Genomic DNA, 17,980 nt, shown 5'->3' with positions numbered 1-17,980 from the left:
GATCAATGAAAAATTAAGGGAAGACCGTGTGGCCTTCCCCGAAAAATCAAATATTTCTGAGGAACTATTTGCCAGGGCGCATTACATCCTTGAACTTCTTGATTGTGGCCTCTTTTTCTGAGGACATGTTTTTGAAGTCAAGCTTGATGGCGTTGACGACCGCTGCGTGCGGCTTCGGCAGCGGGCTGTCCTTCGGAAGCGTTACGTCTGTTCTTACGGGCAGCGTGTAGTTGTCGGCTATGATCTGCTGGCCTTCCTTTGAAAGAAGGAAGTCAACGAATTTCTTCGCCACGGGAAGGTTCGGCGTGCCCTTGATGATGGCTACGGGGCTCGGCAGAACTATCGTTTCTTTCGGGTAAGCCATAGCAAGCGTGGCGCCCTTCTTTATCTTTGACATCGTGATGTAGTCGACGCCGATGCAGGCAACGAGGTCGCCCATCGCCGTGTCGTCGATGACCTGGCCGGAACCCTTGCCCAGGATGCCGCCGTTCTTCTGGACGTCTTCAAAGTACTTCCATCCGTAGATCTTCGTGAGGGCCGCTACGCTTCCGTACGCGGTGCCGGAGAGCGCAGGGTCGGCTACGCCGAATGCGTCTTTATAATCCTTGCCAAGAACGTCTTTCCATGTCTTTGGAGCTGTTTTGATGAAGCGGGTGTTGTAGACTATGCCGAGCGTACCGTTGCGGGCGGGGGTGAAATATCCCTCGGGGTCCTTGACGGGGCTTTCGACAAACTTCATGTTCGGTGATTTGTAGGGCTGGAGAACCCCTTCCTTCTTGAGCTGATAGAAGTCTGGGACTTCGCTGTGCCAGAGCACATCGACTACGAGCTTGCCCGATTCGCGTTCCGCCGCTATTTTGGCCATGAGCTTGCCCGCTCCGGCCACATAGGCGTCAAACTGCACTCCGGGGTTCTGCTTCACAAACTCATCTTTCAGCGCTCCGATAAGGGAGTCCTTCATGGATGTGTAGACGGTGAGCTTCTCCGCCGCCATAGCCGCGCTTGAGACAAAAAGCATTGAGACAAGTAGGGCTGCTGCAAAAAACTTCTTCACGGTGTTGCCTCCTTAAAAAAATAATATAGTCTGGGATGTCGCTCCCAATTAAATTTCACGCGCGGCTTGTGAGCGGCTGCGCACAAAAATTAATCCAATATATATTCTGTGTAAAGGCAATGTAAAACAACCTTATATTAGTATGTATATCGCTTAAATTATATGCGCTATTCATTAAAAGGCAAATAGAAAAATATCTTTGTTTTAGTTTTGCAATGTTGGTTCATTTGTATATCGTTTCACAAACTTTACATTCATTTAAGCATCATCAGTATTTTTCCGTGAGCGCGGCGCAGGCCTGAACGACATGTTTTGCAAGCACCGTCGTCGTGACTCGGCCAATCCCGCCCGGCACCGGCGTAATAGCCGCGACTCTGCCCAAGGCGGCCTCGCCGTCTACGTCGCCGCAGATTTTGCCTTGCTCGTCGAAATTTATTCCGATGTCGAGCACGACTTGACCGCTTGCGAAATGTTCCGCGCCTATGAGCTTTGGATGGCCGGCGGCGACTACGAGGATGTCCGCGCCGCGGCAGAGGTCGGCCAGCTCTTTTGTTTTTGTGTGGCAGGTGGTCACAGTGGCGCTGCGCTGAAGCAGCATCATCGAGACTGGCTTGCCTACGACGAAGCTGCGGCCCACGACCACGGCGCGGCGTCCCTCTATCGGCACGCCGTAATGGTCGAGCATGTCGATGCAGGCCTCCGCCGTGCAGGGGGCGAAGCCTATTTTTTTATTCGAATAAAGCCCCGCCATTGAATATTCGGTGATGCCGTCGACGTCTTTTTCCGGCGCGAGCGCGCGGCAGACCTCTATGTCGCTTATGTGCACCGGAAGCGGACGCAGAATGAGCACGCCGTGCACTTTGTCGTCGGCGTTCAATTCGCGGACCTCTTTTATTATTTCGTGCTGCGCCGCGCTTGCGCTAAAATTTATCGCGCGCACGCATACGCCCGCCTCTTCGCAGCATTTTATCGCGTTGCGTTCGTAGGCCATGTCGTCCTCGTTTTCGCCGACGCGTATTATGGCAAGCGTAGGGCTCACGCCGGCCGCGCGCATGGCGTCGGTCTTCTGGCGCAGACGAAGGTTCAACGAATCTATTACCGGCTTTCCCTTCAAAATCTCAGTCATAGTTGATTCCATCTTTCAATCAATAAATATAAAAATCTACAGGACTTTATTCTAACATAACTGTTATTGCCAATTCAAATTTAAGTATATCCCGTAAAATGAAATATTAAAAATTCCTTTATTTAAGTAAAAATAATCATGCGCAGTCATACGCTCAGAGTTATAATTTATTCATACTCTGTACCAGGAGGTACTTCAATGGGACACAACCTTACACACGGCTCGCCTTACACAAGGCTTACTGAAAGACTCAACAGATTTCCGCAGGGAGCGCCGGAATCCGCGCTGCTCTTCGACATTTTAAAAATATTGATGACTGAAAAAGAGGCCGGACTGATGGCCCAGCTTCCCATCAGACCCTTTTCCGCGCGTCAGGCGGCCGAGATATGGAAGCTCTCCGACTGCGAGGCGCAGAAGGTGCTGGACGAACTGGCGGACAGGGCGATACTTGTCGACATAGAGCAGGACGGGCGGCAAGTCTACGCCGTACCGCCGCCGATGGCCGGCTTTTTTGAATTTTCATTGATGCGCGTGCGTCACGACATCGACCAGAAGACGCTCAGCGAGCTTTTCCAGCAGTACATAACGGTGGAAGAGGACTTCATGCGCGACCTCGTCTGCGGCGGAGAGATACAGATGGGCCGCATCTTCGCGCAGGAGCCGCAGATACCGGACGCGTACGCGCTGCACGTGCTGGACTACGAACGCGCGACAAACGTCATCGAGACGGCGTCGGAGATCGGCGTCAGCATGTGCTACTGCCGGCACAAGGCGCTGCACGCGGGAACGGTCTGCGACGCGCCGATGGACATCTGCATGACCTTCAACACGACGGCGTCAACGCTCATCAAGCACGGACACGCAAAAAAAATAGAGGCGGCGGAATGCAAAGACCTGCTTGCGCAGGCCTACGATCACAACCTCGTGCAGTTCGGCGAAAACGTAAAACAACGCGTCAACTTCATCTGCAACTGCTGTTCCTGCTGCTGCGAGGCGCTGCTTGCGATAAAACGCTTCGGCGTGGCGCAGACGATCTGCTCCAACTTTATCTCGGTCATCGACGAAAACGAATGCGTCGGCTGCGGCAAATGCGAAAAAATATGCCCGGTTGAGGCCATAGAAACGACCGAGGCGCACGGCAAAAAGAAATGCCGCGTCATACCTGAGCGCTGCATCGGCTGCGGCGTCTGCGTCAAGCACTGCCCCACAAAGGCGCTGAAGCTTGCGCCGCGAAAAAACAGGCTGATAACGCCGCTTGATACGACGCACAGGATCGTAGCGATGGCCACGGAGCGCGGCAAATTACAGGAGCTCATCTTCGACAACAAGGTGCTTTACAGCCACAGGCTGCTTGCCGGAGTGCTGGGCGCGGTGCTGAAGCTGCCGGGGATGCAGAAGAGCTTCGCGCAGGCGCAGCTCAAGTCAAGATACATCGAAAAGATGATAAGCCGCGCCTCAGACGGAAAATAGCCGGCCAAAGGCGGCCTCTGACGGACGCGCAGAACGCCGCGATTTAAAAAAGGCCTCGTAGCTTCCTTTTATAAGAGTGATATTTTAGGCAAATTATCGAGAAGCTCTCGCATTTTATCGTTAAAGTTATATAATTTAATTTATTCGATAGAGCGGGGCCTCCCGCGGTCTATCCTGTCGCTAAATATTTTTCTGTAAATATAAAGATGGGAGTGGAAATGCACTATGAATGGTAAAATGTTTGCTCTTGTAAAGGAAAAGCCGGAAGCCGGCCTCTGGATGCGCGAGGTGGATATTCCTCAGCCCGGGCCCAACGACGTGCTCATCAAAATCAAAAAGACCGCAATATGCGGCACAGACCTTCACATCTACAACTGGAACGAATGGGCGCAGGAGACGATAAAAACTCCCATGACCATAGGGCACGAGTATGTCGGCGAGATAGTCGAGCTTGGCAGCCAGGTGCGCGGCTGGAAGATAGGCGAGCGCGTATCGGGCGAAGGACACATCGTCTGCGGCGAGTGCCGCAACTGTCTTGCGGGGCGCCGCCATTTCTGCCCCAACACGATAGGCGTCGGCGTCAACCGCGACGGAGCCTTCGCTCAGTATCTTTCGATCCCCACTACAAACGTATGGCGCTGCGCCGCGGACATCCCCGACGACATCATCGCCTGCTTCGACCCGCTTGGCAACGCGACGCATACGGCGCTTCAGTTTGACCTTATCGGCGAGGACGTGCTCATCACCGGCGCGGGGCCGATAGGAATGATGGCGGCGGCCATCTGCCGCCACGTCGGCGCGCGCAACGTCGTCGTGAGCGACCTCAACGACTACAGGCTCGACCTCGCGAAGAAAATGGGCGCCACACGCACCGTCCGCGCGGACAAGGAAAATATGCGCGACGTCATGCGCGAGCTGGGCATGAAAGAGGGCTTCGACGTCGGCCTTGAAATGTCGGGCAGCGCTCCCGCCTTCGCGGGGATGGTGGACGTAATGCACAACAGCGGAAAGATAGCGCTGCTTGGCATAGGCGACCCCGGCACGGTAATCGACTGGAACAAGGTCATCTTCCACGGCCTCACCATCAAGGGCATCTACGGCCGCGAGATGTACGAGACGTGGTACAAGATGACGACGATGCTCCAAAGCGGCCTCGACATCAGCCAGGTGATAACGCACCGCTTTGACGTGCGCGACTTTGAAAAGGGCTTTGAGGCGATGAACTCGGCTCATTCCGGCAAAGTCGTCCTCGACTGGCAGAACCTGTAATTTACCGAAAAGGCCCCGTTTTGGGGCCTCCTCATTTATATTACTCGCAGGGGAGATTGGTTATAGAAATGGAAATGTTGACCGAAAAAGATAAGTTATTGATAGCCGCGCTTGAATCCTTTTTAGCCAATTCCCCTGACATGATCTTCATCAAAGACGCAACGCTCCACTATGTCGGCGCGTCGCGCAGCTTCGCGGATCTTGTCGGACTTAAGGAGCGCTGCGACATCAAAGGCAAAACAGACTACGACCTCTTCGACACGGAGCTTGCCGCCCGCTACAGGGAGGACGACATGAACATGCTGGAAATAGGCGCGCCCATACTTGATTTCATAGAACCTCTGCCGCTTTCCGCAGACGGCAAAAGCCGGTATTCCTCAACGTCAAAATACATCATCCACGATGACTGCGGCACGGCGATAGGAATGTACGGAATAGGCCGCGACGTCACCGCAAGCATGGAGCTTGAAGATCTGAAACAAAAAGCGGCCGTCGATTCGCTCACCGGCCTGCTGAACAGAAAAAGCGTCATTGATGAGATACGCGCGAGCATAAGCGGCGAAGAGGCGAAAAAACGGCACGCGCTGCTCTTTGTGGACCTCGACTACTTCAAAGAGATAAACGACCGCAAGGGACATCCGTTCGGTGACGAGATATTAAAAAAAGTGGCGCAGCGTCTTAAGGGACACTTCCGCCGCGACGACGTCGTAGGACGCGTCGGCGGGGACGAATTCCTCGTCCTTCTCAAAAACATATCAACCAAAAACGAAGTCGAGAAGACGACGAAACTCATATTTGAAGCACTGCCGTTCCGCCACGCGGACGAAGACGGCTCCGAAATATACGTAACATGCAGCATCGGCGTCGCCATGTACGAAGGCGACGGAAAGCCCTTCGAGACTCTTTACGAAGAGGCCGACCGAGCTATGTATACGGCAAAGGAAAACGGAAAAAACCAAATAGCTTTTTATTAGACCGCAAGGGAGAGATATTTCATGAAAAGCGCCATAAACAAATTCGCAGCTACGCTGGACGATATAAAAAAACAGGGCCTCTACAAGGACGAACGCATAATAACGACGCCGCAGAGCGACGTAATCGACACGACTGAAAAAAGCGGCGTCATCAACATGTGCGCCAACAACTATCTAGGGCTGGCCGACAGCCCGCGCCTCATAAAGGCGGCAAAAGAGGCCTACGACAAATGGGGCTACGGCCTCGCCTCCGTGCGCTTCATCTGCGGCACGCAGCAGCTCCACAAAGACCTTGAAGCGGCAGTGAGCCGCTTTTTGGGAACGGAGGACACCATACTTTATTCCTCGTGTTTTGACGCAAACGGCGGCGTCTTTGAGCCGTTATTTGGCGAAAACGACGCGATAATCAGCGACGAGCTGAACCACGCGAGCATCATAGACGGCGTGCGCCTCTGCAAAGCGAAAAAATTCCGCTACAAGAACAACGACATGGCGTCGCTGCGCGAACAGCTTGACGCGGCAAAGGCCGCAGGCGCGGAAAAAATGATCATAGTAACAGACGGCGTCTTCTCAATGGACGGATACATCGCAAACCTCAAAGGCATCTGCGACACGGCCGACGAATATGACGCTCTCGTCATGGTAGACGACAGCCACGCGGTCGGCTTCATGGGCGAGCACGGCAAGGGGACGCCGGAATACTGCGGCGTAATGGGCCGCGTCGACATCATAACCGGCACGCTGGGAAAGGCGCTCGGAGGCGCGTCCGGCGGATACGTCAGCGCGCGTAAAGAGATAGTGGACCTGCTTCGCCAGCGCAGCCGCCCCTACCTTTTCTCAAACACGGTGGCGCCAGCCATCTGCGGCGCCTCGCTTGAGGTGATAAAGATGCTCGAAGAATCCACGCAGTACCGCGACCGCGTGCATGAGAACACAAAATATTTCCGCGAAAAGATGGGCGAGCTTGGCTTTGACATACTCCCCGGCACGCACCCCATCGTCCCGATAATGCTCTACGACGCGAAGGTGGCCTCGGAGTTCGCCTCTCGTCTGCTCAAAAAGGGCGTCTACGTGACGGGCTTCTTCTACCCCGTGGTGCCTCAGGGTAAAGCGCGCATACGCACTCAGGTATCCGCGGCCCACACGCGCGAAGATTTGGACAAGGCTATAGCGGCCTTCGCCGAAGTCAAAAAAGAGATGGCGCTGTAACAGAAAACATCAGTCGGCGCGCCGCTCCCTCACGGGGCGGCGCGCTTTTTGTCACTCGACTATCAGAAGGCCGTCCTTCGGCATGGCGGCCATTGCCTCATGGTTTTCCATAAAGACGGTAAATATCTCCGGGTCAAAAAATTTTCCGCAGTCCCGCGTGATTATATCAAGCGCCTCATGGTGGGAGAAGGCTTTTTTATACGGGCGCACCGACGTGAGCGCGTCGTAAACGTCGACTATTGAGAGAGCGCGCACGTAGGTCGGTATCTCAAGGCCCTTAAGTCCGCACGGATAACCGGTGCCGTCCCAGCGCTCATGATGGTAGTTCGCCATGTCCTTCGCAAAGTTGAGAAATTCGTCAAAATGCGACTTTGAGATTATCTTGCCTATCATCTGGGCGCCTATCGCGCTGTGCGCCTTCATGGTTTCAAATTCTCCCGCGTCAAGCGGCCCCGGCTTTTTTAGTATCGTGTCGCTGATGCCTATCTTTCCGATGTCGTGCAGCGCGGAGGCGCGAAAAATCTCGTTTATCATCCGTTCCGGGAGTTCGTCTTCGTATTTCGGATATCTGAGCATGGCGTTTATAAGTATTTTATAGTATTCCATCGTGTTGCGGACGTGGTTGCCGGTGGTGCCGTCCCGCGACTCTATCATCTCCGCCCAGCTCACCGTCAGCACATGCTGCAGGTCGCTTATGCGGCTGGCCTTCTCCTCCACGACCTGCTCCAGCATCGTGCGGTATTCGTAAAGCTCCATCTGCGAGCGTATGCGGGCAAACATGACGTCGTTGTCGAACGGTTTTTTTATGAAATCCTTCGCCCCAAGCTGAAAGCCCTTTCGTTCGCTTGATACGTCGTCCTGCCCCGTGAGGAATATCACTGGGATGTTGCGCAGCTGCGGCTCTTCGTTTATCCGACGAAGTATCTCATATCCGTCCATCTCCGGCATACGGACGTCCAGCAGTATCATATCAGGCTTGACGCGCGTCAGAAGTTTAAGAAGCTGATGTCCCGAGATGAGCTTAGTCAGTTTATAATGACCGCTTAAGACGCTCTCAGCCAAATCCAGGTTGACCGCTTCGTCGTCAACTATAACGATATGCCTTCTCTGATTTTCGTCCATCTTACCTATTACCGTCCTTATCTTTGGCGCTTGAGGCCGCTTCGTATTCTTCGATCAGCTTTACAGGAGTTTCAAATTCGTAGCCCGCGAAGCACTCTTGCAGTTTTGAAAGCAGATCCATGCTGTCTTCGTCGTAGACGAGCGTCGACTGTTCTTCAAATAGTCCCTTGAGCCTCTCCGTATCAAAATCGAGGAAGGCCTCTTTGAATGCGGCGAGCGCGTCTGCGGAAAGTGGCGTTTCGGAGCGGCGCCGCTCTTCCGCCGACGGTTCCGGCCGCTTTTTGCCGTATTCGTCCACAAAGGCTCTTATTTCGCCAAGCGTTTTTTCAAGCAGTTTCAAAAACGGCGGCAGAGCCTCCGCTATATCGCTTATCGCGCAATCTTTTGCGAAACGTTCAAGCTCCGCGGCCCTTTCGGCGACAGCCCCCGCGAATACGCCCGCGCTTGCGCCCTTTATGCCGTGCACCTCTATTGCGAAGCGCTCCATCTCTTCCTCCCCAAAAAGTTTCGGAAGACAGGCCAGCTTTTCCGCCGCCGATCGGCAGTAGGTGTCAAGAATACCGCAGTAGAGTTCTTTGCTTCCAAGCTTTTCCACGCCCGCGGCAAAGTTCACGCAGTCCGTATACATAAATTCTTCTTCTACCGTATTCTTCGGAGAACGGTTCTCTTCCTCCCGCGCAAACATTTTCTGATAGGCCTTCGCCTCTTCGGGATTTTCCCGCGCGCGTTCGTCGTTTTTATCCTTGAGCCATTTTTTCAGTATCGCATCCAGCTGCACCGTCTCAATTGGTTTTGAGAGGAAGTCGTCGAAGCCCGACTTCATAAACAGCTCCCTCGCGTCCTGCGTGACGTTTGCGGTGAGCGCCACGATCGGAAGCTCGCGCATCCGTTCGTCCGGCAGAGAGCGTATTATCTTGACCGCCTCCACTCCGTCCATATCCGGCATCATGTGGTCCATGAATACGATGTCGTAGTCGCGCGCTTGTATCATTGAGACGGCCCTTTTACCGGAAAGCGCGTAGTCGACCTGCATGTGATATGGAAGCATAAGGCCGTTTGCCACCTGTAGATTGACCTCGTTGTCGTCTACCAAAAGTATCCTGACAAACGGCATGGGCTGTATGGCAAGCAGCTCTATCCCGCCGAACGTCTGCGCACACGCGCCGTCACACCGTCCGTCTACTATCGCCGCAAGCTGCGGCGTGAAGAGCGGCGACAGTATCGTAAGTTTGTAATCCTCCGTCATAGTCTGATCTTTTAAACTGAGCATGACGATGAGGCTGACGCCGTCCACCGCAAGTTTATCCGCAATAAGCCTTTGCAGCGTTTCAGGCCGCACGATTGCGTGCGTGACGCGCGCGGCCTTAAGTTTTTTCACAAAGCTCTCATAGTCGGCGCAAAGTTCGTATTGCAGCTTCATTTTTTGGAGGCACGAGGAGAAATGCCCGCGCAGCATCTCCGATTCCTCAAGCATCAGTACGCTGACATTTCGTACGTCGCCAATGCGCATCATCATCTCCGGCCTTGTAAGCCCCTGTCTGATACGGACGGTGAAGGTGGAGCCTTTTTCGTATTCGCTTTCTACGGTTATACCGCCGCCCATCATCTCACAGAGCCGCTTTGAGATTATGAGGCCGAGCCCCGTTCCCTCTATTGCGTGGTTACGGTGCGTATCCACCTGATTGAAGCTGACGAACAGGTCGTCCATATCTTTTTTCCGTATCCCGATGCCAGTGTCCTCTATGGAGATCTCTATCTCCGCCGTGCCGTCGTCAAGCGGCTTTGCGCAAAAGCTCAGCTTGATGTATCCGCGGCTTGTGAACTTCACGGCGTTGCCTATGATGTTCAGCAGCACCTGCTTTACCCTTATCATGTCGCCCGTGAGATATTTCGGCATCGACGGGTCTATGTCAACGATGAACTCGACCGGCTTGTCGGCTATTTTTATTGAAATGATGGTGACTATGTCGTATATGAGGGACTCTGGTTCGTATTCCTCGTTGACGATGGAGAATTTGCCGGACTCTATCTTCGATATGTCCAAAATATCGTTGATGATGGCAAGCAGCCCATTGCCGGCGTTTATGATGTTGACCACATACTTTCTCTGCCGCCCCGTGATTTTTTCCCGAAGCAATATTTCGCTGATGCCGATGATGGCGTTCATCGGGGTGCGTATCTCATGGCTCATATTGGCGAGGAAGGCGCTCTTCGCCTCAGCGTCGCGTTTGTAGCCGCGAGAGGCCCCAAGAAGCACGAAGGCGGCGGCAAGGAGCGTTGGGAAGAGGAATATCATGAAGACGCCAGCCGCCATAAGTTCGCGCGTAAGCCGCGTCGTCTTTGCCGTTATTATGTCTTTGTCTATTGTGGAGACGACGCTCCATGAATCTATACCCAGATATTTATGGTAAAGATATTTCTTGACGCCAAAGCTGCTGTAGATGGTAAAGCCGGACTTGCGCTTTTCGATGTTTGCTATCATCTCGTCCACGCTGTAGCGGCTGTCAAATGTCGTATTCCTCATTGCAAAGTAAAAGTTCCCGTAGTCGATGCGCGAGGTGTGGAGCACGGTGTCGCCGTTGCTGTCTATGATATATGTCGAGCCCTGGCCGTTGAAGGCCGCTATGTGCAGCAGTTCGCCAAGCGTCTTCATATCAAGCAGCGCGACAAGAACGCCCTTGACTTTACCGCATTCTCCGCCCGCGCCATAGACTGGGACGCTGAAAAGCAGCCCGGAGACGACTCTGTTCTGCATTATCTTCATCGGCAGATAGCTGGTAACGCTCTTTGCGCCCTCTGCCGTCTTTTTGAAATACGGTTCGAGCCTGAGGTCTTTTTCTTCAAAGGGAAGCGTAGCTGTGGTCTTTCCGGCAACGTCGCAGTAGGCGGCGTATTCAAAGCCGTATTTTTTAGCGAAGGTCTCAAGGAAGGTGCGGCGGGCGTTTCCGGAAGGCAGAGCCGCAAAGGATAGAGCCGCGGTCTCCAGCGCCTTTTCCCTGTCGTCGACCACTATCTGTACGTTGACGGCGATATGTTCCGCAATCTCGGAGAGGTAGCTGCTGTTTTCCGTCACAAGCGCGTTCTCAAAATTTCTGAGGTATGAGGCGACCGCCGCGGCAAAGACGACGACGGAGATGGCCGTCAGCACAATGACAAAGGCCAGCCTGTTGTTTTTGCTGTTCAGCTCTTCCACAGCCTTATGCAATAAAGTCAGCCTCCCGCTTACTCATATCAAAACCGCTCGGCGGCGCAGCGCTCAAGGCGCGCCATGTCCATCTCGCGCAGACAGTCGTCCACGGTGTAGGCGCCGCCGCCCCTCATGTATTTTTGGATATACTGCGCGTCGGACTGCGAGAAGCCCCTTACGCGAAGCCATGTGTAGGACTCTCTCGTCAGTTTCTGCGCGGCGCCCTCCACCTCCATATACTGCGGCGTGGATATGTTTTTCACCTGATTTTTGAAGATGGGGGCGGTGTACATTTTATCGAAGGTAATATTATAGTTGTGTGGGTCGGCGAGGAAGTTCACGAGATCTAGCGCGGCTTTTAAATGGCGGCTCTTCTTGTTGACCATAAAGATGGCAAGGTTCGCCCCCTCAAAGGTGCCTTCGTCTGGATAACCCATAAAGGCCGGCATAAGGCCGAAATCGTTTGGATCCCCGGTGAAGTTGGTGTATAGCCAGGTGTCCCAGCAGAGCATCATCGCGTATTTTTCACCCTTCATCGCGCCATCCATGCCGTTCCAGTCGTTCCCTAGATAGTCTTCGCCAAAATAACCTTTGTCGGACATCGTTTTATACCATTCGATGATTTTTCTCATTTCAGGAAAGTCCGCGTATTTGCTGGCGCCGCTGTTGAGCGCCATGATGTTTTTAACGTTTTCCGTAATGGCGTCCATCGGGAACTGGTAAAGGAGCATCGTTATCTCTTTATAGGGCAGATAGACCGGCGTCACGCCGTGGCGCAGCAGCTCTTCGCACACGGCCATAAATTCGCGTTGGTTTGTCGGCGGCTTCAAATCGTATTTTGCAAATATTTTTTTATTGTAGAGCGTGCCTGAGACAGAGGCCTCCCAGTGCGGCAGGCCTACTATGCGGCCGTTGTAGACGGCCTGGCTCAGCGCGGAGACAGTGACGTCACGCGCCCAGACCGCGCTTGTGAAGTCATAAAAATTTTTGTCGGGGTCGAGGTTTTCTATGTTTGTGCCGCCGTAGCTCAGCAGGATGTCGATGCCGCCGTCGGCGGAAGCAAGAGCCCGCGCCGTCTCTTTTACAAAATCCGCCGCGGGGAGGTCCACTATTTTTATTTTATTTCCCGTGAGCTGCCGGTAGCGTTCAAAGGCCTTTTTCATATAGGGGCGCTCCAGCTCTTTGGATTTATTCCAGATGGTTATAGTCTCACCAGAGACGTCTCCCCATTTATACATTGGAGCTTTAAAAACATTTTTGTCCGTATACACGGAAGATGCCGCGCCCTCGTGGTTTCTCAAGATAAAATATCCGCAAAGGCCCGATATAAAAAGCAGCACGAGAAGGACAATATATTTTTTCAACAAAACGCTCCTCTTTTATTTTATAAATACGTCCCCGTTATCTGCACATCATGGGAGCTGTCAATAAAACTGCCGCGCGGCAGAGACCAAGCTGTGCTGTTATGATTTGCCGCTGTAATAATAACATAAAGGAAGAGAGATACAAGTTGCCGGCGCACAACGCCGATCAAAAACAGAAAATACGAGCCGCCGCGTCAAAATGGCGCGGCGGCTGCGTGGTCCCTCGCGTTTTATCGCGGCGGCTATGTGCCCGTTGCGGCGGCTTTTGCCGCCGCATCCGCAAGGCGCGTTATGGATGCTTGCCGCGCGCGTCTGTCTAAAAAAGCTCGCGCGCCGGGATGTCCGGTGCAACGTCCGCCCCGGCCTCCGTTAGGATAAGCAGATTGAGCCTCCTGCCCTCCGTGGAAAGTCCCAAAAAGGCGGAACGCAGACAGAGCTTCGCGGGAGCGCCTGGCGCGCCACGCAGGTTTATGCGGCATGAGACGGCATTTTCCTGCTGCGTTGCGGCGTTTGCGTCAAGCCTCTTTTTTACCGACTCCAGCGCCTCTGGCGCAATAAGCCTTGTAAGGTGTTCCTCTTTAAAAATTTTCTCATCTTCGCCGCTTCTGAGCACATTTTTTTTGAACCAATCGCTTGCTGCCGTTAGCTTTACAGGCTTGCCGCTCTCATAGACGAACATCCCGCTGCGCGTCAGTTCCGCCGCGGCGCGAAGGTATGCGCCGTACATCTGCTGGCTCGTTACGTCAAAAACGGTGGCTACGCAAACGGCGCAAGCGGCGTTTTTCTGCGCTACGGATATCCGCGCGCATCTCCACCCGATGCCTTCGGCAAGAATGACTCTGTAAACGGCCTCCGCCTTTCCAAGAGCCGCGGCTGTTTTAAGCGCGCTGCGGATATGTTAGCGGTCGTCCGGCAGCACCTTCATCAGCGTATTTTCAAAATCGCAGGCAAGCGAAACATCCTCCTGGATGCCGGTCACTTTGTAAAAGGATGGGGTCGCGTAGACAAACTGCATTTTATCGGAAACTTCCAGCACTACGGAACCCGCGATCATATTATTGACGACCATCTCCGGATATAGGTCCTGCACACGGAACTCCCGGCCCAGTTCCTGAAGCATCCCGGAGACGCGCAAGAGGCCGCCCTGTTTGTTGCGTTCGCAGAATATATTGAAACGGCACTGTGCGTAGACGCCGTCGTGACGCTTCAGCCTGCATACGGTGCGGAGGTTTTGCGCGCCGTAGAAAAAGCTGTAGGTGACGTTCTTTTTATACAGCTCCGCGTCGTCTGGATGGAGCGCGTCAATCGCGGGATTTTGCACCACTTTGTCTATCCGGCCCTCGTCAAAGAGCAGATAATCGTAGAGCGCGCCGCTGCACTGCACGAGGCCCTCCTCCGCGTTCCATTCAAAGACCGAGGTGCGCATACGCAGCATCAGCGAATTTAATTTTGAGAGGTCGCGTCCGTCATCCGCCGCGCGGCGGCTGGCCTCCAATATTTTTTCACGCAGCGCCTGAAACTGCGGGACGTGCGCTTTTTTATCGAACAGCGCGGAGCCTTCCCCCACTTGCGCAGCGACGCCGTTTTCTTCCATGCAGGCGTCGTAAAACATGTGCCGGTCCTTGCCCTCGTTCTTTGCCGCGTAGAGGGCGCGGTCCGCACATCTGTATATGTCCTCAAAGTTCCGTGCGTCGTCGGGGTACATGGCAAGCCCTATGCTCACTGAAACGTTTACGCTTTCCTTTTCGTAAAGACGTGCGAGGCGGCCTATCATATCGGCGCGCGCCGCGGCCTCGGCACGGGATGCGCCGCGCAGGCATATCATAAATTCGTCGCCGCCCATGCGGCCTACCATCTCCCCTGGGCGCATCAGCGAAGAAATGCTCTCAGCGACGTGAATGAGCACGTCGTCGCCGACGGCGTGTCCCATAGAATCATTGACATATTTAAAGCCGTCCACGTCAAGCATCATAACTACCGCGCCGTCACCCAGGGCCTCGCCCTCCAGCAGCTCTTTTACGGAATCCTCAAAGGCCCTCCTGTTCAGCACGGAGGTGAGCGAATCGCGCGTTGAGCGCTCAAGCAGAGTGATATTGGCGATACGTCCCTCGTGGACGTCCTCAATGAGCAAATAGCATTTTATATCGGTGGAATAGGGGTATTGCAGCAGGTCGATGACGGCGCGCGCCCATCTCACAGAGCCGTCCTTCGCGTAATAGCGGAACTCCAGCATGTCCGTACGTTTATTCTGCGCGTAAAGCCCCTTCATTCGTTCAACGTTGAAAAACTGTTCGTAGCTGTCGCGGTCATTTTCGTAGAGGGTATTTGCCGCGGCGATCTCCGTCATGGCCTCCATCGTAAAATTGCCTGCCCGCGAAATGTGAGGCACCAGCTAGCCCTCTTCACATTCGCAGGTTCTCTGCGTAAGGTTGAATTCATAGTACATCATCTTCTGCGGGTCTATTGCGCGGTAGGTCTGCTTCCATTTCTGATAGGCCGCCTCGCGCTCGCGCAGTTCTGTGACGTCCTCAAAGGAGACGATGCCCTGCCAAGGTTCTCCGTCCTCGTCGCATACGAGCGAATAGTTCATGCGGAACCAGCGAAAAGAGCCGTCCTTGACGCGAAACTGTATGTAGGCCTGGCCGTTGGGAATGCCTGCCACCATATCCTCAAAAAATTTTACGTAAACGGCCTGGCTCTCAGCGGGCAGCGCGCCGGAGGCCAGCACAGAATTTGGAACGTTTATCTCGACGTCGCCGAAGTAGCCCAGAAGTTCAAGCGTGTCCTTTGGAAGGTAGGCCTTCCGTTGGCGCACGTCAAAACGAAAAATATGTTTATTGGTATGCGCCATCACCATGCTGTATTCTTCTTCTTTGACGCGAAGCTGTTCTTCGGCGCGCCTGCGCAAAGTCATATCCACCAGCACGGCTGCGGCTTCATTTGTCGTGGGATCGTAGGAAATGGAGAACAAAAGCCACGCGCCGCCGCCGTCTTTGCGAACTATCCTCGCTTCGCACTGAAAATCATACGCGCCCTGCGATATATTTGCCGTCACTTCATCATGAAAGCGGCCAAAATCCTTCTCGTGGATCAGAGAAAGAAGATTTTCTGCATAGTCGACGCCGACAACGGCCAGCGCCTTCCCATTTATAAAAGTAACGGTAAACGCCTCGTCAGGCAAAAATTTACAGATACCAGCCGGGAATGATCTGGCTGTCAGAAACTGGTCGTCGTTATAGTGCTCTGGTCTTTCGCTGCTTTGTTGTTCAATCATCCCGAAACATCCCTACATTTCCAATGATGTCGTACATAAATAGTAATTACTATCAGGTATATCTCGCTTTTATAAATATTGCAAGTAGCAAACACAAAACAGCCGCCATTGTCCACATTTTTTTTAACTTTTTTAAATAAGCAGGGGGTGGCGGCGCCTTCGTCAAGATTCAGTATTATTTCCTGAAATTACCAAGAAAAGGGCTTGCAAAAATATTTAAGATGCGCTACTCTTATATCAGCAATTAAAGCATTAAGATACTTAATTATGTTATTAATCATAAACAAAGGGGAGATAAAATATGTTTTGCTATCAGTGTGAACAGAGAGCTAAAAATATTGCCTGTGAAGTGTCCGGCGTCTGCGGAAAAGAACCAGTCTGCTCCGACCTTCAAGACCTGCTGCTGCACCGCACGATGCTGCTTGCGCGCGCGGCCGTAGAAAAGGGCGCGCCTACAGAGTCGGTGGCCGGAGTAATAATCGACAACCTCTTCTCCACAGTGACAAATGTCAATTTCGACGCAAAAAGCATAGCGGCAAAAATCGCGAGCACAACGGCTCTTGCCGCAAAAACGGCAGAAGAACCCGCGCCGCGCGAGGAGAGCTTTGAAGAGATGACGGCGGCAGCCGCGCCGTTCTCGCCGCGCACAGACATCGAAAAATACGGCGCGGACCTTGGCGGCCTTAAGTGGCTTGCCATCTATGGGCTGAAGGGAACGGCGGCCTACGCCTTCCACGCGCGCGAGCTTGGCCGCACGGACGAAAAGGTCGACGCCTTCTTTATAGAGGCGATGGCCTCACTGCTTTGCAGCGACATTACGGTGGAGAAGATGCTGGCGCTCAATCTAAAGATAGGCGAGACAAACATCTCCGTCATGGCAATGCTTGACGCGGCCAACACCGGAACGTACGGCGACCCGGAACCCACCTCTGTACGCGTCACGCCCGTAAAGGGCAAGGCCGTCCTCATTTCCGGCCACGACCTGAAGGCGCTTGAAGAGCTGCTGAAACAGACCGAAGGCACTGGCGTCAACGTCTACACGCACTGCGAGATGCTGCCGTGCAACGCCTATCCGGCTCTGAAAAAATATCCGCACCTCGTTGGGAACTACGGCGGCGCGTGGCAGAACCAGCAGACAGAGTTTGACGAATTCCCCGGCGCTATCGTCATGAGCACGAACTGCATCCAGCGTCCGAAGCCGACATACATTGACCGCATCTTCACGATGGAGCTTGTGGAATGGCCCGGCGTGCGCCACATCGAAAATTACGATTTCGCGCCCGTCATCGAGGCGGCCCTTGCCGCCCCCGGCTTCACCGAAGACGCGCCTGAAAAACGCATCACGATAGGCTTTGCCCACAACGCCGTCATGGCGGCCGCGCCTAAGGTGATAGAGCTTGTGAAGGCCGGAAAGCTGCGCCATTTCTTCCTTATAGGAGGCTGCGACGGCGCAAAGCCTGGGCGCAACTACTACACCGACTTTGCGGAAAACGTTCCAAATGACTGTGCGATACTGACGCTCGCCTGCGGAAAATACCGTTTCAACAAACTCGACTTCGGCTACATCGAAGGCATTCCGCGTCTGCTCGACTGCGGCCAATGCAACGACGCATACTCCGCCGTAAGAATTGCGATGGCGCTTGCGGAGGCCTTCGGCACAGACGTAAACGGCCTGCCTCTTTCGCTTGTACTCTCATGGTACGAACAAAAGGCCGTCTGCATCTTGCTTTCGCTGCTCTTCCTCGGCATAAAGAACATCCGACTTGGGCCAACGCTTCCCTCATTCATCGGCCCGGAGGTGCTGAAGGTGCTCGTAGAAAAGTTCGAGATCAAACCGACAGGCGACGCAAAAGAGGACTTGAAGGCCATCCTTGGATAAAACACTGTAAAATCACTAAAAAAGTTCGGCGCGGCGGTGGCTCTTTCCCAGC

General features: G+C 53.7%; 13 protein-coding genes. 5 read left to right on the top strand and 8 right to left on the bottom strand.

Annotation, left to right across the window (positions count from 1 at the left end; all coding sequences use genetic code 11):
- Positions 1-64 precede the first annotated feature (64 nt).
- Positions 65-1,054, bottom strand: a complete 990-nt coding sequence (locus RRY12_07225) for an ABC transporter substrate-binding protein (protein MEG2184453.1) — start codon at positions 1,052-1,054, stop codon at positions 65-67.
- A 268-nt stretch (positions 1,055-1,322) separates the two neighbouring features.
- Positions 1,323-2,180 (bottom strand): bifunctional 5,10-methylenetetrahydrofolate dehydrogenase/5,10-methenyltetrahydrofolate cyclohydrolase, encoded by an 858-nt coding sequence (locus RRY12_07220; protein MEG2184452.1) that lies wholly within the window; start codon positions 2,178-2,180, stop codon positions 1,323-1,325.
- 198 nt (positions 2,181-2,378) lie between these two features.
- On the opposite strand from RRY12_07220, the gene RRY12_07215 reads away from it, so the two are divergent.
- From RRY12_07215 to RRY12_07200, 4 genes are all read left to right on the top strand, one after another.
- The gene (locus RRY12_07215; GenBank protein ID MEG2184451.1) at positions 2,379-3,650 is read left to right on the top strand and encodes a 4Fe-4S binding protein; all 1,272 of its coding nucleotides are present in this window, start codon (positions 2,379-2,381) and stop codon (positions 3,648-3,650) included.
- 225 nt (positions 3,651-3,875) lie between these two features.
- Entirely contained in the window at positions 3,876-4,919 is a 1,044-nt protein-coding gene (tdh, locus tag RRY12_07210) for an L-threonine 3-dehydrogenase (protein ID MEG2184450.1), read from the top strand.
- A gap of 68 nt (positions 4,920-4,987) precedes the next feature.
- Entirely contained in the window at positions 4,988-5,893 is a 906-nt protein-coding gene (locus RRY12_07205) for a GGDEF domain-containing protein (GenBank protein MEG2184449.1), read from the top strand.
- 21 nt (positions 5,894-5,914) lie between these two features.
- Positions 5,915-7,102 (top strand): glycine C-acetyltransferase, encoded by a 1,188-nt coding sequence (locus tag RRY12_07200; GenBank protein ID MEG2184448.1) that lies wholly within the window; start codon positions 5,915-5,917, stop codon positions 7,100-7,102.
- A 51-nt stretch (positions 7,103-7,153) separates the two neighbouring features.
- Here the strand turns inward: RRY12_07200 and RRY12_07195 are convergent, their stop codons facing one another.
- The 6 genes from RRY12_07195 to RRY12_07170 all read right to left on the bottom strand — a co-directional run bounded on the left by RRY12_07195 (position 7,154) and on the right by RRY12_07170 (position 16,049).
- Complete coding sequence (locus RRY12_07195) at positions 7,154-8,224, bottom strand: response regulator (protein ID MEG2184447.1); 1,071 nt, start codon at positions 8,222-8,224, stop codon at positions 7,154-7,156.
- 1 nt (position 8,225) lies between these two features.
- On the bottom strand, positions 8,226-11,429 hold the full coding sequence (locus RRY12_07190; GenBank protein MEG2184446.1) for an ATP-binding protein: 3,204 nt from the start codon (positions 11,427-11,429) through the stop codon (positions 8,226-8,228).
- Positions 11,430-11,455: 26 nt separating this feature from the next.
- Positions 11,456-12,775: an extracellular solute-binding protein gene (locus RRY12_07185; GenBank protein ID MEG2184445.1), complete on the bottom strand. Its 1,320-nt coding sequence runs from the start codon at positions 12,773-12,775 to the stop codon at positions 11,456-11,458.
- Positions 12,776-13,091: 316 nt separating this feature from the next.
- Positions 13,092-13,502: a hypothetical protein gene (locus RRY12_07180; GenBank protein ID MEG2184444.1), complete on the bottom strand. Its 411-nt coding sequence runs from the start codon at positions 13,500-13,502 to the stop codon at positions 13,092-13,094.
- 171 nt (positions 13,503-13,673) lie between these two features.
- Entirely contained in the window at positions 13,674-15,164 is a 1,491-nt protein-coding gene (locus tag RRY12_07175; GenBank protein ID MEG2184443.1) for a GGDEF domain-containing protein, read from the bottom strand.
- A 3-nt stretch (positions 15,165-15,167) separates the two neighbouring features.
- Complete coding sequence (locus RRY12_07170) at positions 15,168-16,049, bottom strand: PAS domain-containing protein (GenBank protein MEG2184442.1); 882 nt, start codon at positions 16,047-16,049, stop codon at positions 15,168-15,170.
- Between the two features lie 301 nt (positions 16,050-16,350).
- Here RRY12_07170 and hcp point away from each other — a divergent pair, with 301 nt between their 5' ends.
- Positions 16,351-17,928, top strand: a complete 1,578-nt coding sequence (hcp, locus tag RRY12_07165; GenBank protein ID MEG2184441.1) for a hydroxylamine reductase — start codon at positions 16,351-16,353, stop codon at positions 17,926-17,928.
- The last annotated feature ends 52 nt before the right edge of the window (positions 17,929-17,980 follow it).

It is taken from the genome of Cloacibacillus sp. (assembly GCA_036655895.1).
In the GTDB taxonomy this organism is placed as follows: Bacteria; Synergistota; Synergistia; order Synergistales; family Synergistaceae; genus JAVVPF01.
The sequence above is the reverse complement of the archived record's forward strand: the minus strand, read 5'-3'. Positions and strand labels throughout refer to the sequence as shown.